The following is a 21671-nucleotide window of genomic DNA, read 5'->3' on the forward strand; positions in this document are numbered from 1 at the left end:
GGCGCCGCCCGGGCAGGCTGGTGCCATGACCGCCGCGCCCGACCTGCCGACCCTCACCGTCGACGACCCCGCCCCGCGCGTCGTCGCGGTGGACATGGACGGGACGTTCCTGGACGCCTCGTCGCGCTACGACGCCGCCCGCTTCGCCCGGATCCGCGAGCGGATGGACGCCGCCGGCGTCCGCTTCGTGGTGGCCAGCGGCAACCAGTACCCCCAGCTCGAGCGGTACTTCACCGAGCCCCAGCGGCTCGCGTTCGTCGCCGACAACGGCTCCGACGTCCGCGACCGCGGCGCGGTGCTGCGGCAGTCGCGGTTCCCCGAGCCGGACGCGCGCCGGATCATCGCCGCACTGCGCGACGTCGTCGGCGGGGAGTTCCTCGCCTCGGGCCCCGGCGGCGCCTACCTGGGCGACGGCGCCTCGGAGTGGTTCGGCACGTTCATGGCGCGCTACTGCCCGGTCCTGACCCGGGTCGGCACGCTGGAGGAGGTCGCCGACCGGGTGTTCAAGTTCTCCGCCGACCGGCGCGACCCGCTGCTCCCGGGCGAACTCGAGGCGCTGCAGCGGCGGCTGTCCGACATCGCGCACGTCACCTCGAGCGGGCACCGGAACATCGACGTCGTGGTCCCGGGCGTGAACAAGGCGGCCGGCCTGGAACTGCTGACCACACGCTGGGGCGTGCCCGCGACCGCGGTGGCGGCGTTCGGCGACGGCGGCAACGACCTGGAGATGCTGCGCTGGGCCGGCTACGGCGTCGCGATGGCGAACGCGCCCGCGCACGTCCGGGCGGCGGCGACCCACGGGGCGCCGGGCAACGACGAGGCGGGCGTCCTGACGACGCTGGAGACCTGGTTCGGCTAGTCGGGCTCGACCAGCGCCGCGGCGACGTGCGCCAGCGCCAGGTCGTACCCGCCCAGGCCCAGGCCCAGGATCGTGCCGCGCACGTAGGGCGAGATCACCATCGTGTGCCGCCACGCCTCCCGCTGGTGGACGTTGGAGATGTGGACCTCGACGGCGAACGGCACCTGCACGACGGCGTCGGCGATGGCGTAGCTGTAGTGCGACCACGCGCCCGGGTTCAGCACGACCGGCACGTCCTGGGACGCCGCCTCGTGCAGCCACCCCACGAACTCGCCCTCGTGGTCGGTCTGGCGCACCTCGACGTCCAGCCCGAGCCCCGCCCCCGTCCGCTCCAGGTGCCCGGCGAGCTGGGCGTGCGTGGTGGCGCCGTACACCTCGGGTTGCCGCTGCCCGAGCCGCCCGAGGTTGACCCCGTTCAGCACCAGGACCCGTCGCCCGGCCATGGGCACTCCTTCGTCTCGTGCCGCGGACGCGGGGTCAGCGGCGGTGTTCACGGGCGAGCCCGATCTGCAGGTAGGCGGCGGCGAACCGGCCCTTGGCCAGGACGGTCGCGTACCGCTCGAGCGTCGATCCCTCGTTCGCGGCGATCACGCTGACGCGCACGTCGGCGGTCCGCGCGTTGCCCGCCAGCGCGGTGCGGCGGTCGACGGCCTCCTCGTCGGAGTGGCCGTCGTCGACGATCACCAGGGTCGGGCGGTCCTCGGACTCGCCGTCGACCGGGTCGGCGAACGGGTCCCGGCGCCCGACCGAGGCCAGGATCGGCAGCAGCTCCGAGGCGTCCGCGGCGAGCGCCACCCGCCCGGACGCGGTGCGCACCGCCTCGGCGATCCGGCGGGAGGCGCGCGCGGCGAGCACCGAGGCGCCCCACACCAGCGGCTGGGCGTCGGCGAGTTCGATGGCGAGCGCCTTGGCCGGGTTGGTGGCCAGGTCGATCGCGTAGCCCGACTCGGTGGCGACGGCGTCCAGGGCGTCGGCGACGGCGGCCGGGTGGGTCTCCTCGCCCAGGCCGAGCCGCTGCAGCGCCGCCAGCGCGACGATCGCGGCCGGGAACGGGTCGGAGGTCAGCACGGGCAGCAGGGTGGTGGCGCGGGACGCCGACCCCTGGGCCAGCAGCGAGTCGGCGGGGGCGACGACGAGGAGCCGGGCGCCGCGGCGCAGCGCCTCGTGCGCGCCGGACAGGTCGCTGCCCTCGCCGCCCAGCACCACGACCAGGTCGAGCGGGCCGACCCAGCCGGGCAGGCGTCCGACCGACCAGGCCACGAACGGCACCGGGCAGACGGGTTCCAGCACGGCGCGCAGCAGGCGGGCCTCGGGGCCCACCGCGATGACGGCGCGGGGCCGGCTCTCCCCAGAAGGGAGTCGATGGCGGCCTGGGACTCCGCGACGTCGCGCCGCAGCCGGGCGCCGGCCTCGGCGAGGGGGCGCAGCAGGCCGTCGGCTCCGGCGAGGACGCCCGGGTCGTCCAGCCGGCCCTCGTCGAAGACGAGCATCACGGCGCCTTGGTCGAGCGCGCCTCGTCGATCACCAGGATCGGGATGCCGCCGCGCACCGGGTAGGCCAGCGCGCAGTCGGGGTCGGTGCACACGAGCTCGGACGCCTCGTAGTCCCAGGCCAGTTGGCCGTGGCAGTGCGGGCAGACCAGCAGCTCCAGGATGCCGGGGATCAGGTCACTCATCGGTTCCTCCTGTTGATGATGGCGAGCGCCTCGTCCCGCAGCGCGGCCATGGTGGCCCGGTCGCGGGCCTCGGCGTTGAGCCGGACCAGCGGCTCGGTGTTGGAGGGCCGGACGTTGACCCACCAGTCGTCGGTGGAGACGGTGACGCCGTCGGTGTCGTCCACCACGCCGCGGCCCGCGAACGCGGCGCGGACGTCGGCGAGCACCACGCCGGCGTCGGGCACGGTGGCGTTGAGTTCGCCCGAGGGCACGTAACCGTCCACCCGGGCGGCCAGCTCGGACATGGTGGCGTCGCCGTGGCCCAGCATCGCGAGCACGTTCAGCCCGGCGAGCATGCCGGTGTCGGCGCCCCAGAAGTCGCGGAAGTAGTAGTGCGCGGAGTGCTCGCCGCCGAAGATCGCGTCGTGCTCGGCCATCGCCGCCTTCACCGAGGTGTGCCCCACCTTGCTGACCACCAGGCGGCCGCCGAGGCGGGCGACCACCTCGCCGACGGCCCGGGAGGTGATGGTGTTGATGACGATGGTGCCGCCCGGCTCGCGGGCGAGCTCCTGGCCGGCGATCAGCGCCGTGACCACCGACGGGGTGACGACCTCGCCCCGCTCGTCGATGATGAAGCAGCGGTCGGCGTCCCCGTCGAACACGAGCCCGACGTCGGCCCCGGTCTCGCGGACGGCGCGCTGGGCGTCCACCAGGTTCTCGGGGATCAGCGGGTTGGGCATGTGGTGGGGGAAGGTGCCGTCGAGGTCGAGGTACAGCCCGACGACGTCCAGGTTCAGGGGGCCGAGCACCGCGTCGGTGGTCAGCCCGGCCATGCCGTTGCCGGCGTCCACCACGACCCGGAGCCGCCGCATCCCGTCCAGGTCGACCAGCGAGCGCAGGTGGGCGGCGTAGCCGTCCAGCACGTCGAGGGTCCGCAGCCCGCCGCGCCGCGGCGCGGGCGGCAGGTCGGGGCCGAGCGCCACCTCGCGCAGGGCCACCAGGTCCTCGGGCGTCACCGGCGCGGCGCCGGGGAGGCAGAACTTGACCCCGTTGTAGCCGGCCGGGTTGTGGGACGCGGTGAACTGGACGCCGTGCAGCCCCAGCGTCCCGGAGGCGTACCAGAGGCCGTCGGTCGAGGCCAGCCCGACGTCGACCACCGAGGCGCCCTGCTCGCGGGCGCCCTCGGCGAAGGCGGCGGCGACGGCCGGGCCCGTGAGGCGCATGTCGCGCCCCATGACGAACTCGCGCCCCGCCAGGTCGAACACGCGGACGTAGGCGGCCCCGACGGCGCGCGCGCCGTCGAGATCCCACTCGGCGTCAGGGCCGCCGATGAGGCCACGGATGTCGTTGGCCTTGAAGACGGCGGCGGTGATCACCGCTCAAGACTAGCGGCAGCCTCGTCCAGGTCGGCCACCACACCGAGGTGGCCGCGGCGGCGCGTGACGCGGGGCTGCGGGGGGTCCGCCGGGCCCGCGCCGGGGGCGTCCCAGGTGAGCCCGACCTCGCGCACGGCGTCGGCCAGCGCGAGCAGGTCGTCGTGGCTGGGGGTGGGCTCCCACTCGTCCAGCGGGAGCCGGATCAGCTCCCAGCCGCGCGGGGTCGACAGCCCCGCGCAGTGGTCGCCGCACAGGTCGTAGCTGCCCGGCTCGTGCCGGAGCGCGAGCGGTCCCACGACCGCCGCGCGGTCGGCGTAGGCGTACGTGAGGGTGGCGATCGCCGCCTGTCGGCAGCCCGACTTCGAGCACAGACGCGGTTTCACCCGGGTCACGCTACCCCCGGGACGTCCCGGCGCCTCGGACGAGCGCGGGAGTGTCGGCGGGCGTGGCTACAGTGACGGCCATGAGCAAGCGGCGGGAGCGGCACGGCCGGGTGATGCGCGGGCGGTTGGCCCTTCCGAACCCCTACACCGGTGAGCCCGTGCCCCTGGCGCGTCAGGTGCCGCCGCCGGCGTTCTTCACGCGCTGCGTGACCGACGCGCTCTCCCAGATCGCGCGCCAGTGCCCGCGCGCGCTCGCGGCGATGGATGTCGGGGTGGAGGACGTACCACCGATGACGCAGGCGTGGGTGGATCGGGTGCCGCTCGCCGCGGCGGTGTCGGCCACGCCGACGAAGAACGGTCAGGTGGTGGTGTTCCGGCGACCGCTGGAGCGGCGGGCGCGCACCCGCGCCGGGCTCCGGATCCTCGTCTACCGCACCATCGTGGAGCAGTTGAGCGACGCCACGGGCATCGCGATCGACGAGATCGACCCTGGCGGGCACCGGGAGGACGAGGAGGACTGACGCCTCAGACGGCGCGGCGCTTGAGCTTGCGCCGCTCCCGCTCCGACAGCCCGCCCCAGATTCCGAAGCGCTCGTCGTGACCCAGCGCGTACTCCAGGCACTCGGCCCGGACCTCGCACGTCTGGCAGACCTTCTTGGCCTCCCGGGTCGAACCGCCCTTTTCGGGGAAGAACGCCTCGGGGTCGGTCTGCGCGCACAGCGCGCGCTCCTGCCAGCTCAACAGCCCCTCGTCGTCCAGCACCACGATCAGCTCAGGCATTCAGTGGACCTCCTCGACGCGCCGACGACCGTACTTGACACACTGAATTACATCGGTGTCGTTTCGATACGTCAAGCCGAAACCGTCGGACCCGAGGGGGACACTGCCCTCCGGCGCTACCCGACACGCCGTAGTAGACGGCTTTCAGCGCGGGTCGTCCTCGCCGCGTCCGTCGAGTTCCGGGCGCTGCACGGGGTGCCAGCCGCCCCGGTTCGGATCCGTGGGCCCCGCGCCGGGCGTGCCCTGCGCGGCGTCGGCGGCCGACGCCCAGACCGTGCCGGCGTTCGGGTCCGGCGTCCAGGCCGGCGGGCCGTCGGCGACGGGCTCGGCAGGGGGCGCCGCGGGTTCGGGCTCGACCTCCGCGGCCGCCGGCGGCGCCTCGATCGGGGCGCGCGCCGCGATCCTGCCACCCAGCATCCCCCGCAGGATCAGCCACAGCGTGATGGTGGCGACGACCTTGAGCACGATGTCGAGCAGGCCGCCGAGCACCTCCAGCAGGACCGCCAGCGTGCCCGCCGACGCGCTCGCACCGATGAGGGTGCCGGCGATCGTCAGCAGCGTGCCGACCGTCACGACGACGGCCGCCACGCCCACCAGCTGCGTGGCCCGCGGCGTCGGCGAGGCGAACACGCACGCCCAGACCAGCGCGACCACGAGGATCACCAGGGTGAGATTCATCGCCGTCAGGGCCATGTCCTGCGACGCGGCGGCCAGCCCGACGCCGGCCCCGAGCGCCAGCACGAACCGGATCACCGCCAGCACGATGGCGGCGACGGTCACCGCCAGCACGGTCCACGCCGCGGGTTCCCGCAGCCTCATCACGTTGTCGAACACGTTTCCCTTCCCGGCTCAGACGTAGCGGGCGCCGGCCTGGCTGGCCACCTGCGCCACGAGGGCCTTGACGTTCTCGGCGCCCTCGAGCGTGGTGACGAGGGTGGCGTCCGGCGTGTGGACGACCACCATGTCGCTGACGCCGGTCAGCGACACCACATGGCCGGGCACCGTGTTGATGACGAGGTTGCCCTCGGCGTCCATGAGGACGCCGTCGCCGTCGACCACGTTGCCGGCCGGGTCGGCGGCGAGCACCTCGGCGAGGCTGGCGAAGCCGCCCATGTCGCGCCACTGGATCGGCAGTGCCACCGCGACCACCCGGGCGTCGGTCGCCCCTTGGGAGACCGGCTCCATGATCCCGAAGTCGACCGAGGTCTTGCGCAGCGTGGGGAACACCTCGTTGAGGCGATCCGGGTGCGCGGCCAACTCGCTGACCTTGGCGTGGGTGTCGGGCTCGAGGGCGGCCAGCTGGTCCAGCACGGTGGTGGCGCGCCAGACGAACATCCCGGCGTTCCACCAGTAGTCGCCCGAGGCGAGGTAGGCGGCGGCGGTGGCGGCGTCCGGCTTCTCCCGGAACTCCAGGACCCGGCACGCGGTGGGGAACCCGGGCAGCGCGGGGCCGCGGTGCAGGTACCCGTAACCGGTGTGCGGGCTGGTGGGCAGCACGCCGAGGGTGACGAGGTTGCGGGGATCGGCCTCGGCCACGTCGAACGCCTCCTCGAGCGCCTCGACGAAGGCGTCCAACGGCTCGATGAGCTGGTCGGCGGTCAGTTGGGCGATGACGGCGTCCGGGTCGCGGTGCGCCAGCACCGCGGCGGGCCAGGCCACCGCGTTGAGGGAGTCGCGGCCCTCCGGCTCCCCCAGCAGGTTGCCGGGCGCGACCTCGGGCAGGTCGGCGGCGACCTCGTCGAGGTAGGGCGCGCCGGTCACCACCAGGATCCGGTCGTCGGGCACGAGCCGCCGCGCCCGCTCGAACGCCAGGCGCAGCAGGCTGCGGCCGCCGATGAGCTTGAGGAGCTGCTTGGGGGTGCCCTTGCGCGACAGCGGCCACAGCCGGGTGCCGGAACCGCCGGCCATGATCACGACGTAGCGCATGCTGGGCAGCCTAGCGGCCGACCTATGCTGGAGCGGTGACCCGAGCAGCGCGTTCCCCCGGCGAGGCCCTGCGGCTTCGCGCCTCCCGCGACGGCAACGCCCCCCTGCTCACCTGGTACGGCGCCGACGGCGCCCGCACCGAGTTGAGCGTGGCGAGCTTCGAGAACTGGGTCGCCAAGACCGTGAACCTGCTGGCCGAGTCCGACGTGGAGCCCGGCGCGGTGCTGCGCCTGGACGTGCTCCGCGACCACCCGGCGCACTGGATGGCGCTGATCTGGCCCTTCGCGGCCTGGGACGCCGGCGCGTCGGTCGACCTCACCGCGTCCGCACCCGACCTCGTGGTCACGGGCCGCTCCGCGCCCGAGCCGGCCACGTCCGCGCCCGGCTTCGCCTGCTCGCTGGACGCCTGGGCCCGCCCGCTGTCGGCGCCGCCGCCCGGCCTGCTGGACTACACCGGCGAGGCGCTGGCCCAGCCCGACGTCGCCCTGCCGACCCCGCTGACCGGCCCGACCCCCGCCTGGGCCGACGCGGAGGGCGTCCTCACCACCGACGACCTGCTCGCCGGAGCGTCGCAGGCGGGCCGCGTCCTGGCCCACCCGCGCGACGCGCGCCACGCCGTGACGCTGCTGCTGGGCGTCGTGCTGGGCGGCGGCTCGCTGGTGCTCGTCGAGCAGCCGGACGCCGACGCCCTGGCCCGCACCGCCACCGCCGAGCGCGCCGAACTGCTGGCATGATGGCAGCGGCCGCCGCAGAAAGGTTCCCCATGACCCCGCTCTCCCGCCGAGGCCTGTTGGTCGGCGCCGCCGCGCTCGCCCTGACCGCGTGCTCGAAGGGCGCACCCTCGGTGCCCGCCCCGCCGCCGCTCACCGGCTCGGTGCGCGACCAGCTGCAGGCCCTCATGGAGCTGTACGCGAAGACCACCGACCTGCTCGGCCTGTCGGTGCGCGACCGCCGCACCGGCGGGACGTTCTCCTTCAACGGGGGCTACGACACCCAGAGCGCGTCCATCGCCAAGGTGATGATCGCCCTGATGGCGCTCAACAAGGCGCGCGCCGCCGGCGAGGACCTGCCCTTCGACCGCTACCGCCAGCTCAGCAAGGCGATCGTGAACTCCGACAACGACTCAGCCGACGCCCTGTGGGAGTTCGTGGGCGGCGGCGACCAGTACACCCGGCTCGCGGTCGGGCTGGGGCTGCCGAACACGCACGCGGACCCGCGCAGCCCCTTCTGGTCCTGGACCAACACCACCCCCGACGACCAGCGCGTCCTGATCGACCGGCTCGTGGAGGGCACGCCCGCCGTCCACGACGAGGACCGGCTCTACCTGGTCGACGTCATGACCAAGACGAACTCCGAACAGACGTGGGGCGTGGGGCACGACCGCCGCAAGGACAAGGTCGAGGTCGCCATGAAGAACGGCTGGGTGCAGTTCAAATCGCTGGACAACCTGTGGGCCGTCAACTCGATCGGGCACGTCGTGGGCGAGGGCCGCGACTACACCGCCGCCATCATGTGCCGCCGCCCGACCTTCGACGAGGGGCGCGACCTGGTGGACGCCATCGGCGCGGGACTGTTCACGATCTTCGGCTCGGGCGAACTGGTCTGACCGGGCCGCTCCGGCCGCGGGGGCGTCCGCTCAGGCCACGCCGCAGACCGTCTCGAGGTCGGCGGTCTGCCGCTCCTCGCTGAAGTGGCCATCCGACTTCTCGGCCTTCTTCCCCACCACGGGCTTCGGCGTCGCCTCGCCCGCGGGGGTCGCGGCGCTCCCCTTCTTCTGCCCCGACGGGGCCGCCGCGGTGGCGGACGCCGCGGGCGCGGCGGAACTCGGCTTGGGACCGGACGCCGGCGCGGCGTCCGGCGTGGGCGCTGCGGGCGCGGTCGGGGCCGCCTCCGCCTGGCGCTGGGCCTCGACGTCGAGCGTCTCGGAGTGGGCGATCTCGCCGGCGACGGTGCGTCGGATCAGGTCGTAGTCCGGGCGGGAGGGCTCGATCAGCGGCGGCGCGAACGCCGTCGATGCGAGCGGCAGCCGCCGGCCGGCGTTGGCCAGTTCCAGCAGGGGCGCCACCTCGCTGCCCGGGATGTCGGTGGAGACCATCGCTCCCCCGGCGTCCGCGAGCGAGGTGAAGTTCGTGGCGACGGTGACGGGGTTCACCTGCTTGACCAGGGCGTTCATCACGCACTTCTGGCGGGTCATGCGCTCGTAGTCGCTGGAGCCTTCCCGCGAGCGGGCGAACCACAGCGCCTGGAAGCCGTCGAGCGTCACGCCCTTGCCGGGCTGGATGTAGCCCTCGACGCGGGCCGCGCCGCCCCCGATCGGGACGGCCTTGGCGATGTCGAGCTTCACCCCGCCGAGGGCGTCGATGAGGCTCTCGAACCCGCGCATGTCGACCAGGGCGTAGTAGTTGATGCCCAGCCCGAGCGTCTCGCCGACGACGGCGCGCGTGGCGGCGATGCCCGGGTCGGCGGCGTCGGGGAAGTCGGCCTTGTGCTGGTGGCCCAGCTGGTACACCGCGTTCAGCAGGCAGCTCTGGTCAGGGCAGGCGTAGCCGCCGGGGTACTGCTTGGCCAGCTGGCTGCCGCGCGGGAACGGGGCGTGCTGCAGGTTGCGCGGCAGGCTGAACAGGACGGTGCGCCCCGTGGTGGCGCTGACGGAGGCGACCATGATGGTGTCGGCCCGCAGCCCCTGCCGGTCGTCGCCGGCGTCCGCGCCGATGAGCAGCACGTTGATGCGGCCGTCCTTGGCCTGGGTCTCTCCCCCGCCGGCGAACACGTTGCCGAAGAGCTGGGCCTGGCTGCGGGACAGCGCCGAGGCCTGCGTCGCTCCGAGCCCGACGGCGGCGGCGAGCACCAGGGAGAGCCCCGCCATCCCGAGTTGCCGCCCGCCCATCGCGCGGGGGTGGCTGATGCGCCAGGCGTCCAGGAAGAGCAGCGCCCAGCCGAGGCCGAGCGCCAGGACGACGACCGACGCGATCCACTGGGTGGCGGGGTGGGTGAACAGCGCGACGGCGAGGTTCCGGTTGAGCAGCACGGTGGCGACGAAGGCCGCGAGGAGCAGCAGGACGCCGCCCCAGACCCGCATCGCGAACCGGCCGACGCCGCGCCCGCCGGCGACCAGCTGCGCGGAGCCGGGCGCCAGCGCCGTCATCACGAGGAGCCCGACGCCACGGCGCCAGGCGATGCGCCGGCTCTGCTGGGCGGCGTCGGCGTGGGTCACCTGATTCATGGCTCACCTCGGGGGAAGGACGAGGACGGTCCGGACCATCCTGTCGCCACGAGGGCCGTTGACCGCTCCGGTGGCCCGGCGTGTTGGCCGATCGGTGCGCTCGGGTCACCCGGCGGGGGCCGGGCAACCCGGACCCCGGGTCAGTGGCCGCGGACCCGCTCGCCCTTGGCGTGGGCGGCGTCGCGCAGTGCGCCCTGGAACGCGACCATGGCGTCCACCAGGGCGGGGTCGCCCACGCCGAGCATGCGGACGGCCAGCAGGCCGGCGTTGCGGGCGTTCCCGATCGACACGGTCGCCACCGGGACACCCGCCGGCATCTGCACGATCGAGAGCAGCGAGTCCATGCCGTCGAGGTGCTTCAGGGCGACCGGCACCCCGATCACGGGCAGCGGGGTCAGGGCGGCGAGCATGCCGGGCAGGTGCGCCGCGCCCCCGGCCCCGGCGATGATGACCTTCAGGCCGCGCTCGTGGGCGCGGCGGCCGTACTCGACCATCTCCTCCGGCATGCGGTGCGCCGAGACGACGTCGGCCTCGTAGGCCACCCCGAACTCGCGCAGCGCCTGCGCGGCGGCCTCCATGGTGGGCCAGTCGGAGTCCGAGCCCATGACGATGCCGACCAGCGGCGTGGTGTCGCTCATGCGGGGTTCCCTTCGAGATGGCCGGCGGCGGCGCGGGCCGAGGCGCGGGCGGCGTCCATGTCGGCGCCGGTAACGGTGACGTGGCCCACCTTGCGGCCGGGCTTGACGCCCTTGCCGTAGAGGTGGACGCGGACGGCCGGGTCGGCCAGGACGGTGGCGAGCGAGCCGACGAGGTCGGGGTTGCTGCCGCCGAGCACGTTGGTCATGACGGCGACGCCGTCGCGCAGCGCGGTGGAGCCCAGCGGCAGGTCGGCCACGGCGCGGAGGTGGTTCTCGAACTGGCTGGTCACGGCGCCCTCGATGGTCCAGTGCCCCGTGTTGTGCGGGCGCATCGCCAACTCGTTGACGACCACCTCGCCGTCGGGGCGCTCCATGAGCTCCACGGCCAGGATGCCGACGACGCCGAGCTCGTCGGCGAGCCGGCGTCCCAGCGCCTCGATCGCGGCGGCGCGCTCGGCGTCCAGGCCGGGGGCCGGGGTGGTGGTCTCGTGGCAGATGCCGGCGCGCTGCACCGTCTCGGTGACCGGGTAGGCGACCGCCTCGCCGCCGGGTCGGCGCGCGACCAGGACCGACATCTCGCGCGTGAACGGCACGTACTCCTCCGCGACGATCACCACGTCCTCGCGGGGGCCTCGTCGGTGGTGTCTCGTTCGGTCGGGCCGAGGGCGCGCTGCAGCGCCTCGAAGGGCGCGGACGCCTCGGCGGGGCCGTCCACCTTCCACACGCCCTTGCCGTCGTATCCGCCGCGGGACGTCTTGGCGATGACGGGCCAGCCGACCTCCGCGGCGAAGGCGGCCAGCTCGGCCTCGTCGGCGACGACGCGCCACGCGGGGCAGGGCGCCCCGAGCTCGGTCAGCCGGGCCCGCATCGCCGCCTTGTCCTGGGCGTACAGCAGGGCGGCCGGCCCCGGGCGGACCGCCGTGCCGGCGTCCTCGAGGGCGGCCAGCAGGTCGGTGGGGACGTGCTCGTGGTCGAAGGTGATCGCGTCGACGCCGCGGGCGAACGCCGTCAGCGTGGCGGGGTCGGTGTAGTCGCCCACCGTCGTCTCCGGGACCACGAGCGCCGCCGAGGTCTCGGGGCCCTCCGCGAGCAGGCGCACGCGCAGGCCGAGCGGGGTGGCCGCCTCGTCCATCATGCGGGCGAGCTGCCCGCCTCCGACGATGCCGATGTTGAGTTCCGTCACAAGCGGTCACGATACTGGGCGTTCGCCGCCCGCCTCATGCCAAGATGGCCGCATGACCGCTCACATCGTCGCGATGGGGGGTGGCGGGTTCGCCACGTCGCCGCTGGGCTCCCCCACCAATTTCGATCGCTACGTGGTCGAGCTGACCGGGAAACGGAGCCCGCTGGTGTGCTTCGTCCCGACCGCGTCGGCCGACGACCCCCAGTACATCAACAAGTTCCTCGTGGCCTACGGCACGCTCGGCATCCGCCCCATGGTGCTGACGCTGTGGCAGGACGCCGCCAACGCGGTGGCGCGCATCGCCGAGGCCGACCTCATCCTCGTCGGCAACGGCGCCACGGTGAACGCGCTGGCGCTGTGGAAGGCGCACGGCGTCGGCAAGGCCATCAAGCAGCGCTACGCGGCCGGGGACGTCGTGCTCGCCGGCACCTCCGCCGGCGCGAACGTGTGGTTCGAGGGCTGCGTGACCGACTCGTTCGGCGACTTCCGCGCCTACCGCGGCGGGTTGGGCCTGGAGAAGGGCAGCTTCTGCAGCCACTTCGACTCCGAGGACGGCCGGGTCGGCGTCTACACCGACGCGGTGTCCTCGGGCGACCTGCCCGGCGGCTGGGCCGCCGACGACGGCGCCGGCGTCCACTACGCCGACGGCGCGTTCGCGGGCTGCATCGCCGAGGCCCCCGGCCAGCGGGTGTTCTCGATCCAGCCCTCCGACCTGCCGACGGCGTCCGGCGTGGTGGTCGAGCAGCAGAAGGTCGAACTGCTCTAGCTTCCCGACGGGGGCGGCCCCAGAGCGTCTCCTTACTGGCTCCTCGGCGCACGCCGGACCAGTGCGTCCTCGGCGACGAACCGCCCCCGCTTGCGACCAGCCGCCCCCGCTTGCGACCAGCCGCCCCCGCTTACGACGAGCCGCCCCCGCTTACGACCAGCCGCCCCCAGTTGCGACCAGCCGCCCCCGCTTGCGACCAGCCGCCCCCAGTTGCGACCAGCCGCCCCCAGTTGCGACCAGCCGCCCCCAGTTGCGACCAGCCGCCCCCGCTTGCGACCAGCCGCCCCCAGTTGCGACGAGCCGCCCGCGTTCGCGACGAGCCGCTCACCTAAGGAACGAGAAGCCCCCGTTCGGGTCAGTTGCCCCCGTTCCACCGGGGGCGACTGACCCGAAAGGGGGCGACTGCGAGCGAGTCGTGACGAACCAAACTGTGGATGCGCGCGTCCGCTATCCACAGTTCTCGTTCCGGGGTGGTTTCGACGGCTCCGGTCAGATGTGCTGCGGCCATGGAGCGCAACGACCTTCGACTGACCCACACCTACACCGTGGACGGCTGGTCGGCACGGGACCTCCGCGCCGCCTGCCGCGACGGCACCCTGGAGCAGCTCCGCCGAGGCGTCTACGCGCCACCCGGAGCGGACGAGCCGAGGGGCCGCCATCGCGATCTCGCTCGTGCGGCGGCCGTGCTGCGACTACCCGGTACCGCCATCAGTCACGCGTCGGCCGCCCTGTTCCACGGACTCCCGGTTCCGGCGTCCTCGCTCACTCAGGTGCACCTCACCCGTGCGTCCGGCTCGCACGGACGCCGTCGGGCCGGCGTCCATTTCCATCACTCGCCCCTACGGGACGACGAGGTCGTGCTGATCGACGGCTTCCGCGTCACCGCGCTCGAACGGACGATCGCCGACACCCTGCGTGACGAGCGCTTCGAGTGGTCCGTCGCCATCGCCGACGCGGGGCTGGCCCGACAGGCGGATGCGGGCGTGCTGCTGGCGTACGCCGACGCGGGACGCCGGCGCCGCGGAAACCGGAACCTCCAGCGGGCCCTCGCGTTCGCCGACGGCCGCGCGGGTTCGCCGGCCGAATCGATGAGCCGCGTCTCCATGCTCCGCGCGGGGATCCCGACACCGCACCTGCAGTTCGAGGTCATCAACGCCGACGGGGAGTGGGTGGCGACCAGCGACTTCGCCTGGCCTGAGTTCGGTCTGATCGGCGAGATGGACGGACGGGTGAAGTACGACGCACCCGACCGCGGGCGCACGGCCTCCGATGTCGTCGCCCGGGAGAAGGACCGCGAGGAGCGCATCCGCGCGTGCGGTTGGAGCATCACCAGGTGGGCCTGGGACGTCGCCGTCGATCACCGGCGCCTCGGCGAGCAGCTCAGGCAGGCCCTTCGCTTCGCCACGATCGGGAGTCAAGCACGCTTCACCGCTTGACCTGCACGAGTCGCAGGCATCGCGCCGTGAACTCGAGCCGCCGATGGCGCCAGCCTCGCGCGGGGGTGCCCCGCGCCCAAGAGACCTGGGGGCGCCGATGGAACGTCGACGCCGGCAGTTCCAGTTCCGCACCGACGACCGCAGTTCCGGTCCACGCACCGACGACCGCAGCCACGGGTGCACGCGCCGAGGACCGCAGTTACGGGTGCACGCGTCGTCGCCGGCTCAGCAACCCGCGACAACGGACCCCGCCTCGCACCACTAGGGCCGGCAGTCGCCCCCGTTTGCGTCAGTTGCCCCCGTTCCTGCGTGGGCAACTGACCAAATGGGGGCGACTCGTCGCAAACGGGGGCGACTCGTCCAAAACGCGGGCGGCCCGACGCAAACGGGGGCGACTCGTCCCAAACGCGGGCAGCCCGTCCCAAACGCGGGCGACTCGTCCCAAACGCGGGCGGCCCGACGCAAACGGGGGCGACTCGTCCAAAACGCGGGCGGCCCGTCCCAAACGCGGGCGACTCGTCCCAAACGCGGGCGACTCGTCCCCAACGCGGGCGGCCCGTCGCAAACGGGGGCGGCCCGTCGCAAACGGGGGCGGCCCGTCGCAAACGGGGGCGGCCCGTCGCAAACGCGGGCGGCCGTCGCAAGCGCGGGCGACTGGTCGCAGAGGCGGCCGGCCCGTCGCAAACGGGGCAACTCGTCCCAACCGGGGGCGAGCCGTCCCAACGTGAGCGACTCCTCCCAAACGCAGGCGGCGCATCGCAAACGCGGGCGACTCAGCACCCAACAGGGCGGGAGACCGCGGGCGGAGAGTTCCGCGCCGGAAGCAGAGCACCGTGCCGCCGACGAGCCGGATCCCCACGCCGGCCAGCGAACGGAAGATGCCCACCCACCCGGCGCAGCCGCGCTCAGGCGGGCCGGTGGGTCACTTGAAGATCACCGCGCGCTGGACGATGAAGTTGACCGTCGTCGCCAGGCCCTGGGCGATCACGAAGCCGACGAACTGGGCGGCGGCCACGCCCCACCACGACTCCAGGAACGGGTAGATCAGCGTGAACGTGCCCACCTGCAGGCCGAACGTGAGCAGGTAGAGCACCACCACGGCCGCCAGGGTGCGCCGGTTGCCGTCGGACTGGAACGTCCACTTGCTGTTGATGAGGTAGGCGGTCAGCGTGCCGAAGACCCAGCTGATCGCCTTCGCCGGCGCGTGCGACAGGCCCAACGCCATGCCCGCGACCAGGAGCCCGTAGTCGACGATGGCGGACAGCCCGCCGGTCAGCACGAACCGGACGAGCTGGGTCCGCAGCCCCAGCCGCTCGGCCGCCTCCCCCTGCACCGCGGACGCCGACGCGGCGTCCCCGGGCCCGTCGGCGAGCGGCCCGCGGCGTCCGGCGCGACCGTCCGTCGGTCCTGCTTCGAAGGGCGCGCTCCCGGTCGACGCGCCCCGCACGTCGGGGCCCGGCCGACCCTCGGGCGGGGTGGCCCGCTCGGGGGCGCTCGGGCCCTCGGGGAGGTTCGAGCCGGCGGGGTCGGGTGCTGACGTCACGGCGTCCATGGTTCCACAGCCCGCTAGATTGGCCGCATGCGTCGCCTCCTCGTCCTCCTGCACGGCCTGGGCCAGACCCCGCAGAGCTGGCAGGACCAGGTCACCGAGCTTCCCGCCGGCTTCAAGGCCGTGGCTCCCTGGCTGAAGGGGATGCGCCCCGGACGCGACGAGCAGTTCAGCGTCCCGACTGCCGCCGATGACGTGCTGGCCCTGCTCAACCAGAACGGCGTGGAGCAGATGTCGCTCGTCGGCGTCTCGCTGGGCGCGATGGTCGCGATGGACGCCGCCATCCGGGCGCCGCAGACCGTCTCGCACCTCGTGCTCGCGGCCGGTCAGGTGAACCCGCCGCGTTCGGTGATGCGGATGCAGCGCCTCGCCTTCAGCCTGATCCCGGCGCGCCGGCTCGCGGCGCTGGGCGTCGAGAAGAAGCGGTTCCGGCAGGCCCTGGACGCCGCCGCGCAGATCGACTACCGCTCGCAGCTGGGCGCCATCACCGCCCGGACGCTCGTGCTGGTCGGGTCGACCGACAAGGCCAACCGGCCCGCCGCCGACGCGCTGGCCGCGGGGATCCCGGGCGCGCGCCTCGAGGTCGTCGAGGGCGCCGGGCACCAGGTGAACACCGACAACCCCGCCGTCTTCAACCGGCTCGTCTACGACTTCCTCGCCGAGGGCGTCGAGCCGGACGCCGCCGCCCAGGCCCCCGGGTCACCCCGCCCGTAGGTCACCGGCCGCCCCGGCCGATCAGCCGCCCGGACGCAGGTGCTCCACATCGCCGGCGACGAACGTGCGGCGCCCGGCGGGGGTGTCCACGACGAGCGCGCCCTCGCGATCCACGTCCACCGCCGTGCCGTCGACCGGGCCGGCCGGGAGGTGCACCGTCACCGCGCGCCCCAGCGTGCCGCACAGGGCGCGGTAGCCCGGACGCGGGTCCTCCCCCGCCTCCCACCCGGCCAGGACGGCCGCGAGGTGGCGCAGCACCGCCGCGAGCACCGCGGCGGGGTCGGGGTCGGCGCCCTCCAGGAGCAGAGACGTGGCGGTCGGCACGGGGCGGTCCTGCGCGGTCAGCGCGGTGTTCAGCCCGAAGCCGAGCACGGCCGCGGGCGGGGAGGCGTCGGCCACCGCCTCGCAGAGGATCCCGCACAGCTTCCCCTCGCCGACCAGCACGTCGTTGGGCCACTTCAGCCGCGGCTCGAGCCCGGTCGCCTCGGCGACGCCGCGGGCGACCGCCACGCCGACCAGCAGCGGCAGCCAGCCCCAGTCCGCCATCGGACGCCGCGGCGCGATCAGCACCGACGTCGCCCAGGACGCGCCGGGCGGCGCCTCCCAGCGGCGGGCGAGCCGACCGCGTCCGGCGCTCTGGTGGGCGCTGATCAGCACCTCGCCCGCCGCGGCACCGGAGCGGGCGGCGGCGGCGAGGTCGGCGTTGGTCGACCCGGTGGCAGCGACCACGCGCGGCCGCCACGGCGTCCCGGCGAGCGCTGCGGCGAGGTCCCCGGCGTCCAGTCCCACGGTCATGGGGCCTCACTGTAGGCCCGGCAGGTGGGACGCCGCGCCCGTTCGGCTTAGGCAAAGACCGGCCGAGCCGTTACATTCGGCGCATGGAGATCGACATCCACACAACGAAGGGAAAGATCGCCGATCTCGGGGAGCGCATCGACGCCGCCGTCAACGCCGCCTCCCCTGCTGCCGTCGAAAAGCAGCATGCGAAGGGCAAGCTCACCGCCCGCGAGCGCATCGCCGCGCTGCTGGACGAGGGCACCTTCGCCGAGTTCGACGAATTCGCCCGCCATCGCTCCGTCGCGTTCGGCATGCAGGCCAAACGCCCCTACACCGACGGCGTCATCACCGGCGTCGGCGCCATCCACGGCCGCCCCGTCTGCGTCTTCTCCCAGGACGTCGCCCTCTTCGGCGGCGCGCTGGGCCAGGTGTACGGCGAGAAGATCGTGAAGATCATCGACTTCGCCATCAAGACCGGCTGCCCGCTCATCGGCATCAACGAGGGGGGCGGCGCCCGCATCCAGGAGGGCGTGGTCAGCCTCGGCCTCTACGGCGAGATCTTCCGGCGCAACACTCTCGCGTCCGGCGTGATCCCGCAGATCTCGCTCATCATGGGCGCGGCCGCCGGCGGCCACGTCTACTCCCCCGCCCTCACCGACTTCACGATCATGGTCGACCAGACCAGCCAGATGTTCATCACCGGCCCCGCCGTCATCAAGACGGTCACCGGCGAGGACGTGACCCTGGAGGAACTGGGCGGCGGCCGGACGCACAACGAGAAGTCCGGCAACGCGCACTACCTGGCCGCGGACGAGACCGACGCCATCGAGTACGTGCGCGACCTGATCAGCTACATGCCCCAGAACAACCTGGAGGACCCGCCGGTCTACGACGAGGCCGAGGTCGACCTCACGATCACCGACCGCGACCGCGAACTGGACCTGCTGATCCCCGATTCGCCCAACCAGCCCTACGACATCCGCACGGTCATCAAGACGGTGCTCGACGACGACGAGTTCCTCGAGGTGCAGCAGCTCTACGCCGGGAACATCGTGGTCGGCTTCGGACGCATCGAGGGCCGCGTGGTGGGCGTGGTCGCCAACCAGCCGATGGTGTTCGCGGGCTGCCTGGACATCAACGCCTCGGAGAAGGCGGCCCGCTTCGTCCGCACCTGCGACTGCTTCAACATCCCGGTGCTGACGTTCGTCGACGTCCCGGGCTTCCTCCCCGGCGTGGAGCAGGAGCACAACGGCATCATCCGCCGCGGCGCCAAGCTGATCTACGCCTACGCCGAAGCCACGGTGCCGCTCGTGACGATCATCACGCGCAAGGCCTACGGCGGCGCGTACGACGTGATGGGGTCCAAGCACCTGGGTGCCGACGTCAACCTGGCGTGGCCCACCGCACAGATCGCGGTGATGGGCGCCGAGGGCGCGGTCGAGATCCTCTACCGCAAGGAGCTGGCCGAGGCCGAGGACCCGATCGCGCGGCGCAAGGAGCTGGTCGCCGAGTACAACGACGAGCTGGCCAACCCCTACGTGGCGGCCGAGCGCGGCTACATCGACCAGGTCATCTACCCGCATGCCACGCGGGAGACCATCATCCGGGTGATGCGGCTGCTGCGCACCAAGCGCGAGTCGCTGCCGCCCAAGAAGCACGGGAACATCCCGCTGTGACCGCCCACGAGGCCGAGCAGCCGGTCGCCTTCGAGGTGCTCACCGGGTCCCCAGCGACGAGGAACTGGCCGCCCTCACGGCCGTCCTCGCCGTGCTGCGACGCGGACGCGGGCGCCCGCGTCCGCCCGCCAACCGCGCCATCGCGGGCGGCTGGCGGTCGCATTGGCACCTCGTCCGACACGACCTGATGCAGGGCGACGGCGCCTGGCGGAGCACCGCCCGTCGCTGACGCCGTGTCACCCGGCCCCGCGCTTCCTGGAGGGGGCGCGGGGCGCTAGGCTCCCGGGCATCCGTTCATGGTGCGAAGGAGCCTTCATGTCCGCCGTTTCCGATATCAAGTCCCAGCTCGACCTCGCTCAGGTGGCGCAGTTGCTGGGAACCGACCAGGCCACCGCCGACCAGGCGGTCGACCAGGCCCTGGAGTCCCTCGTCGGCACGATGGACGCCAACGTCGGCGATCCCAGCCAGGCCATCGGCCTCACCCGCGCCCTGGGCGACCACCTCGACGCCTCCGGTGACGTCGACCTCGAGCAGGTCGACACCGTCGACGGCGAGAAGATCGTGGGCCACGTCTACTCGGCCGACCAGATCCAGAGCCTGTCCGCCGGCGCCGGCGGCTCGCTGATCCGCAAGCTGCTGCCGATCCTCGCCCCGCTCGTGATGGGCTACCTGGCCTCCAAGCTCGACGGCTACATGCGGGGCGGCGCGGCAGCGCAGCAGGCGCCCGCCGGCCAGGGCGGCCTCGGCGACCTCCTCGGCGGCCTGCTCGGCGGCGGCCAGGGCGGCGCGCCCGCCGGCGGCGGCGGTCTCGGCGACCTGCTGGGCGGCCTGCTCGGCGGCGGCCAGGGCGGCGCGGGCGGCGGCCTGGGCGACATCCTCGGCGGCGTGCTGGGCGACCCGCAGCAGGCCCCGGCGCCCCAGCAGGCGCCGGCGCAGCAGCCGCAGAACACCGGCGGCGGCACCTTCCGCGTGCCGACGCCCGGCGACACCTCCCTGAACACCGGCGCCGCGGCCCGACCCAGCAGCCGCAGGCGGCCGGCCCCGACGCGGGCGGCCTGCTCGGCGGTATCCTCTCCGACCTGCTGCGGGGCCGGCGCTGAGCGTGCGGCTCGTCCTGGCGTCCTCGTCCCCGCCCGGCTGCGTGCGCTCCGGGCGGCGGGACTGGACCCCACGGTGGTGGTGTCCGGCGTCGATGAGAGCCGCATCACCGCCCCCACACCCCAGGAACTCACCCTCGCGCTCGCCCGGCTCAAGGGCGAGGCGGTCCTGCCCGCCCTCGACCCGGACGCCGATCTCGTCGTCGTGGCCTGCGACTCGGTCCTCGACCTGGACGGGGCGGCGCTGGGCAAGCCCGGCACCGACGACGCCGTCCGGGAGCGCTGGCGGGCGATGCGCGGGCGCGACGGCTTCCTCGTCACCGGCCACTGGGTCGCGGTGCGCCGCGACGGCGTCTGGCGGACGACGCAGGCGGCGGCGCGCACCCGTGTCCGGTTCGCCCAGGTCTCCGACGCCGAGATCGAGGCCTACATCGCCACCGGCGAGCCCCAGCAGGTCGCCGGGGCGTTCACCATCGACGGCTACGGCGCCGCCTTCATCACCGGTCTGGGCGGGGACCACCACAACGTGATCGGGATCAGCATCCCGCTGCTCCGCTCGCTGCTGGGCGACCTGGGGGTCGCCTGGACGTCGCTGTGGCAGCCCACCGGGTAGGCTTGCCGGGCTATGTCTGAGGTCCCCGCCGTCCGCTCGTCACGCCTGCCCGCGCCGATCCGCGCCATGCGGCCCCGGCAGTGGGTGAAGAACATCCTCGTGCTGGCCGCCCCCGTCGCGGCCGGTTCGCTGTTCCAGCCCACCGTCCTGCTCAACACCCTGTGGGCGTTCGTGGCCTTCTGCCTGATCAGCGCGTCCATCTACCTCATCAACGACGTCCGCGACGTCGAGGCGGACCGACAGCACCCCAAGAAGCGGCTGCGTCCGATCGCCGCGGGCGAGCTCGCCCCGCGCACCGCGCTCATCCTGGCCACGGTCTGCCTCGTGGCCGCGCTGGCGCTCGGCTTCTTCGTGACGCCCCTGCTCGCGCTGACGGTGGCGGTCTACTGGATCCTGCAGGTCGGCTACTCGGTGTTCCTCAAGAACGAGCCGATCATCGACCTGGCGATGGTCGCGGCGGGCTTCCTGCTGCGCGCTGTGGCCGGCGGCGTCGCCTCCGGCATCGAGCTGTCGCAGTGGTTCCTCCTGGTCGCCTCGTTCGGCTCGCTGTTCATGGTGGCCGGCAAGCGCTACTCCGAGATCGTCGAACTCGGCCCGGACGCCGGCACGCGCGCCTCCCTGGCCCGCTACTCCGACTCCTACCTCCGCTTCGTCTGGACGATGGCCTGCACCGCGGTGATCATGTCCTACAGCCTGTGGGCGTTCGAGCAGAGCGGCGACATCGAGTGGCTGGGGCTGCCCTGGCACGCGTTCTCGATCGCACCGTTCACGCTCGCGCTGATGCGCTACGCCTACGTCGTGGACCGCGGCGACGCCGGCGAACCGGAGGACGTGGTGCTCAACGACCGGGTCCTGCAGGTGCTCGGCGTGCTCTGGGTGATCCCCGTCGCCATCGGCGTCTTCCTCTGATCCGAGACGCCCTGACGCGTCTCGCGGCGCGCACCCGGGATTCGAACCGGGCACCGGTTTGGTCCTAGACTCGCGATCGGACGCGGCCCCACGGGTCGCCCGGGACTTTTCA

The 21671-nt window shown here is 73.6% G+C and carries 22 protein-coding genes and 2 pseudogenes; 11 read left to right on the top strand and 13 right to left on the bottom strand.

Annotation, left to right across the window (positions count from 1 at the left end; translation table 11 throughout):
- Positions 1-25 precede the first annotated feature (25 nt).
- On the top strand, positions 26-859 hold the full coding sequence (locus tag G7070_RS02290; RefSeq protein ID WP_166231658.1) for a Cof-type HAD-IIB family hydrolase: 834 nt from the start codon (positions 26-28) through the stop codon (positions 857-859).
- Here the strand turns inward: G7070_RS02290 and G7070_RS02295 are convergent.
- The 5 genes from G7070_RS02295 to G7070_RS02315 all read right to left on the bottom strand — a co-directional run bounded on the left by G7070_RS02295 (position 856) and on the right by G7070_RS02315 (position 4272).
- Positions 856-1302 carry a type II 3-dehydroquinate dehydratase gene (locus G7070_RS02295; protein ID WP_166231660.1) on the bottom strand — a complete coding sequence of 149 codons (447 nt, stop codon included), beginning with the start codon at positions 1300-1302 and terminating at the stop codon, positions 856-858. The genes G7070_RS02290 and G7070_RS02295 overlap by 4 nt on opposite strands.
- 34 nt (positions 1303-1336) lie before the next feature.
- Positions 1337-2179, bottom strand: a complete 843-nt coding sequence (locus tag G7070_RS02300; RefSeq protein WP_246227234.1) for an SIS domain-containing protein — start codon at positions 2177-2179, stop codon at positions 1337-1339.
- A gap of 169 nt (positions 2180-2348) precedes the next feature.
- Positions 2349-2534, bottom strand: coding sequence for a Trm112 family protein (locus G7070_RS02305; protein ID WP_166231662.1), 186 nt, complete (start codon positions 2532-2534; stop codon positions 2349-2351).
- Entirely contained in the window at positions 2531-3889 is a 1359-nt protein-coding gene (manB, locus tag G7070_RS02310; protein ID WP_166231664.1) for a phosphohexomutase domain-containing protein, read from the bottom strand. Before manB ends, G7070_RS02305 begins: the two co-directional genes overlap by 4 nt.
- Positions 3886-4272 carry a DUF3499 domain-containing protein gene (locus tag G7070_RS02315; RefSeq protein WP_166231666.1) on the bottom strand — a complete coding sequence of 129 codons (387 nt, stop codon included), beginning with the start codon at positions 4270-4272 and terminating at the stop codon, positions 3886-3888. Before G7070_RS02315 ends, manB begins: the two co-directional genes overlap by 4 nt.
- Before the next feature lie 80 nt (positions 4273-4352).
- Here G7070_RS02315 and G7070_RS02320 point away from each other — a divergent pair, with 80 nt between their 5' ends.
- Positions 4353-4793 (top strand): metallopeptidase family protein, encoded by a 441-nt coding sequence (locus G7070_RS02320; protein WP_246227236.1) that lies wholly within the window; start codon positions 4353-4355, stop codon positions 4791-4793.
- A 4-nt stretch (positions 4794-4797) separates the two neighbouring features.
- Here G7070_RS02320 and G7070_RS02325 read toward each other — a convergent pair whose 3' ends face one another.
- From G7070_RS02325 to G7070_RS02335, 3 genes are all read right to left on the bottom strand, one after another.
- Positions 4798-5052 carry a WhiB family transcriptional regulator gene (locus G7070_RS02325; protein WP_166231668.1) on the bottom strand — a complete coding sequence of 85 codons (255 nt, stop codon included), beginning with the start codon at positions 5050-5052 and terminating at the stop codon, positions 4798-4800.
- Between the two features lie 144 nt (positions 5053-5196).
- Complete coding sequence (locus tag G7070_RS02330) at positions 5197-5886, bottom strand: hypothetical protein (protein ID WP_166231670.1); 690 nt, start codon at positions 5884-5886, stop codon at positions 5197-5199.
- 15 nt (positions 5887-5901) lie between these two features.
- Positions 5902-6978, bottom strand: coding sequence for a mannose-1-phosphate guanylyltransferase (locus G7070_RS02335; RefSeq protein ID WP_166231672.1), 1077 nt, complete (start codon positions 6976-6978; stop codon positions 5902-5904).
- Between the two features lie 35 nt (positions 6979-7013).
- Between G7070_RS02335 and G7070_RS02340 the strand changes: the two genes are divergently transcribed.
- On the top strand, positions 7014-7712 hold the full coding sequence (locus G7070_RS02340; protein ID WP_166231674.1) for a TIGR03089 family protein: 699 nt from the start codon (positions 7014-7016) through the stop codon (positions 7710-7712).
- Positions 7713-7741: 29 nt separating this feature from the next.
- Positions 7742-8584 (top strand): serine hydrolase, encoded by an 843-nt coding sequence (locus G7070_RS02345; protein ID WP_166231676.1) that lies wholly within the window; start codon positions 7742-7744, stop codon positions 8582-8584.
- Between the two features lie 30 nt (positions 8585-8614).
- Here G7070_RS02345 and G7070_RS02350 read toward each other — a convergent pair whose 3' ends face one another.
- From G7070_RS02350 to G7070_RS02360, 3 genes and pseudogenes are all read right to left on the bottom strand, one after another.
- The gene (locus tag G7070_RS02350; RefSeq protein ID WP_166231678.1) at positions 8615-10201 is read right to left on the bottom strand and encodes an LCP family protein; all 1587 of its coding nucleotides are present in this window, start codon (positions 10199-10201) and stop codon (positions 8615-8617) included.
- 140 nt (positions 10202-10341) lie between these two features.
- Positions 10342-10839 carry a 5-(carboxyamino)imidazole ribonucleotide mutase gene (purE, locus tag G7070_RS02355; protein ID WP_166231680.1) on the bottom strand — a complete coding sequence of 166 codons (498 nt, stop codon included), beginning with the start codon at positions 10837-10839 and terminating at the stop codon, positions 10342-10344.
- Positions 10836-11974, bottom strand: a pseudogene (locus G7070_RS02360) (5-(carboxyamino)imidazole ribonucleotide synthase). The gene purE and the pseudogene G7070_RS02360 overlap by 4 nt, the downstream one beginning before the upstream one ends.
- Positions 11975-12074: 100 nt before the next feature.
- Between G7070_RS02360 and G7070_RS02365 the strand changes: the two are divergent.
- Both G7070_RS02365 and G7070_RS02370 read left to right on the top strand, forming a co-directional pair.
- On the top strand, positions 12075-12788 hold the full coding sequence (locus tag G7070_RS02365) for a Type 1 glutamine amidotransferase-like domain-containing protein (RefSeq protein ID WP_166231682.1): 714 nt from the start codon (positions 12075-12077) through the stop codon (positions 12786-12788).
- Positions 12789-13294: 506 nt separating this feature from the next.
- Positions 13295-14224: a type IV toxin-antitoxin system AbiEi family antitoxin domain-containing protein gene (locus tag G7070_RS02370; RefSeq protein ID WP_246227238.1), complete on the top strand. Its 930-nt coding sequence runs from the start codon at positions 13295-13297 to the stop codon at positions 14222-14224.
- Between the two features lie 922 nt (positions 14225-15146).
- On the opposite strand, the gene G7070_RS02375 is transcribed toward G7070_RS02370, so the two are convergent.
- Complete coding sequence (locus tag G7070_RS02375; RefSeq protein WP_246227240.1) at positions 15147-15767, bottom strand: GtrA family protein; 621 nt, start codon at positions 15765-15767, stop codon at positions 15147-15149.
- Between the two features lie 36 nt (positions 15768-15803).
- Between G7070_RS02375 and G7070_RS02380 the strand changes: the two genes are divergently transcribed.
- Entirely contained in the window at positions 15804-16487 is a 684-nt protein-coding gene (locus G7070_RS02380) for an alpha/beta fold hydrolase (RefSeq protein ID WP_166231688.1), read from the top strand.
- Between the two features lie 21 nt (positions 16488-16508).
- On the opposite strand, the gene G7070_RS02385 is transcribed toward G7070_RS02380, so the two are convergent.
- Complete coding sequence (locus tag G7070_RS02385; protein WP_166231690.1) at positions 16509-17282, bottom strand: biotin--[acetyl-CoA-carboxylase] ligase; 774 nt, start codon at positions 17280-17282, stop codon at positions 16509-16511.
- Between the two features lie 83 nt (positions 17283-17365).
- On the opposite strand from G7070_RS02385, the gene G7070_RS02390 reads away from it, so the two are divergent.
- The 4 genes and pseudogenes from G7070_RS02390 (at position 17366) to G7070_RS02410 (ending at position 21559) form a co-directional block, all read left to right on the top strand.
- Positions 17366-18940 (top strand): acyl-CoA carboxylase subunit beta, encoded by a 1575-nt coding sequence (locus tag G7070_RS02390; RefSeq protein ID WP_166231692.1) that lies wholly within the window; start codon positions 17366-17368, stop codon positions 18938-18940.
- Positions 18941-18998: 58 nt separating this feature from the next.
- A pseudogene (locus G7070_RS02395) lies at positions 18999-19169 on the top strand (acyl-CoA carboxylase epsilon subunit); the annotation flags it as partial.
- 86 nt (positions 19170-19255) lie between these two features.
- On the top strand, positions 19256-20650 hold the full coding sequence (locus tag G7070_RS19730; RefSeq protein ID WP_431977915.1) for a Maf family nucleotide pyrophosphatase: 1395 nt from the start codon (positions 19256-19258) through the stop codon (positions 20648-20650).
- A 12-nt stretch (positions 20651-20662) separates the two neighbouring features.
- A complete protein-coding gene (locus G7070_RS02410) occupies positions 20663-21559 on the top strand; it encodes a decaprenyl-phosphate phosphoribosyltransferase (RefSeq protein ID WP_166231694.1) in 897 nt (298 codons plus the stop codon).
- The last annotated feature ends 112 nt before the right edge of the window (positions 21560-21671 follow it).

The organism is Propioniciclava coleopterorum, from assembly GCF_011393335.1.
Taxonomy (GTDB): Bacteria; Actinomycetota; Actinomycetes; order Propionibacteriales; family Propionibacteriaceae; genus Propioniciclava; species Propioniciclava coleopterorum.

Excerpts from the sequence above, each read along its gene's own strand:
- G7070_RS19730 (WP_431977915.1), top strand. The coding sequence starts at position 19,256 with ATGTCCGCCGTTTCCGATATCAAGTCCCAGCTCGACCTCGCTCAGGTG.
- G7070_RS02320 (WP_246227236.1), top strand. The coding sequence starts at position 4,353 with ATGAGCAAGCGGCGGGAGCGGCACGGCCGGGTGATGCGCGGGCGGTTG.
- G7070_RS02410 (WP_166231694.1), top strand. The coding sequence starts at position 20,663 with ATGTCTGAGGTCCCCGCCGTCCGCTCGTCACGCCTGCCCGCGCCGATC.
- G7070_RS02390 (WP_166231692.1), top strand. The coding sequence starts at position 17,366 with ATGGAGATCGACATCCACACAACGAAGGGAAAGATCGCCGATCTCGGG.
- G7070_RS02385 (WP_166231690.1), bottom strand. The coding sequence starts at position 17,282 with ATGACCGTGGGACTGGACGCCGGGGACCTCGCCGCAGCGCTCGCCGGG.
- G7070_RS02290 (WP_166231658.1), top strand. The coding sequence starts at position 26 with ATGACCGCCGCGCCCGACCTGCCGACCCTCACCGTCGACGACCCCGCC.
- G7070_RS02295 (WP_166231660.1), bottom strand. The coding sequence starts at position 1,302 with ATGGCCGGGCGACGGGTCCTGGTGCTGAACGGGGTCAACCTCGGGCGG.
- G7070_RS02370 (WP_246227238.1), top strand. The coding sequence starts at position 13,295 with ATGGAGCGCAACGACCTTCGACTGACCCACACCTACACCGTGGACGGC.
- G7070_RS02365 (WP_166231682.1), top strand. The coding sequence starts at position 12,075 with ATGACCGCTCACATCGTCGCGATGGGGGGTGGCGGGTTCGCCACGTCG.
- G7070_RS02335 (WP_166231672.1), bottom strand. The coding sequence starts at position 6,978 with ATGCGCTACGTCGTGATCATGGCCGGCGGTTCCGGCACCCGGCTGTGG.
- G7070_RS02305 (WP_166231662.1), bottom strand. The coding sequence starts at position 2,534 with ATGAGTGACCTGATCCCCGGCATCCTGGAGCTGCTGGTCTGCCCGCAC.
- G7070_RS02345 (WP_166231676.1), top strand. The coding sequence starts at position 7,742 with ATGACCCCGCTCTCCCGCCGAGGCCTGTTGGTCGGCGCCGCCGCGCTC.
- G7070_RS02350 (WP_166231678.1), bottom strand. The coding sequence starts at position 10,201 with ATGAATCAGGTGACCCACGCCGACGCCGCCCAGCAGAGCCGGCGCATC.
- purE (WP_166231680.1), bottom strand. The coding sequence starts at position 10,839 with ATGAGCGACACCACGCCGCTGGTCGGCATCGTCATGGGCTCGGACTCC.
- G7070_RS02380 (WP_166231688.1), top strand. The coding sequence starts at position 15,804 with ATGCGTCGCCTCCTCGTCCTCCTGCACGGCCTGGGCCAGACCCCGCAG.
- G7070_RS02325 (WP_166231668.1), bottom strand. The coding sequence starts at position 5,052 with ATGCCTGAGCTGATCGTGGTGCTGGACGACGAGGGGCTGTTGAGCTGG.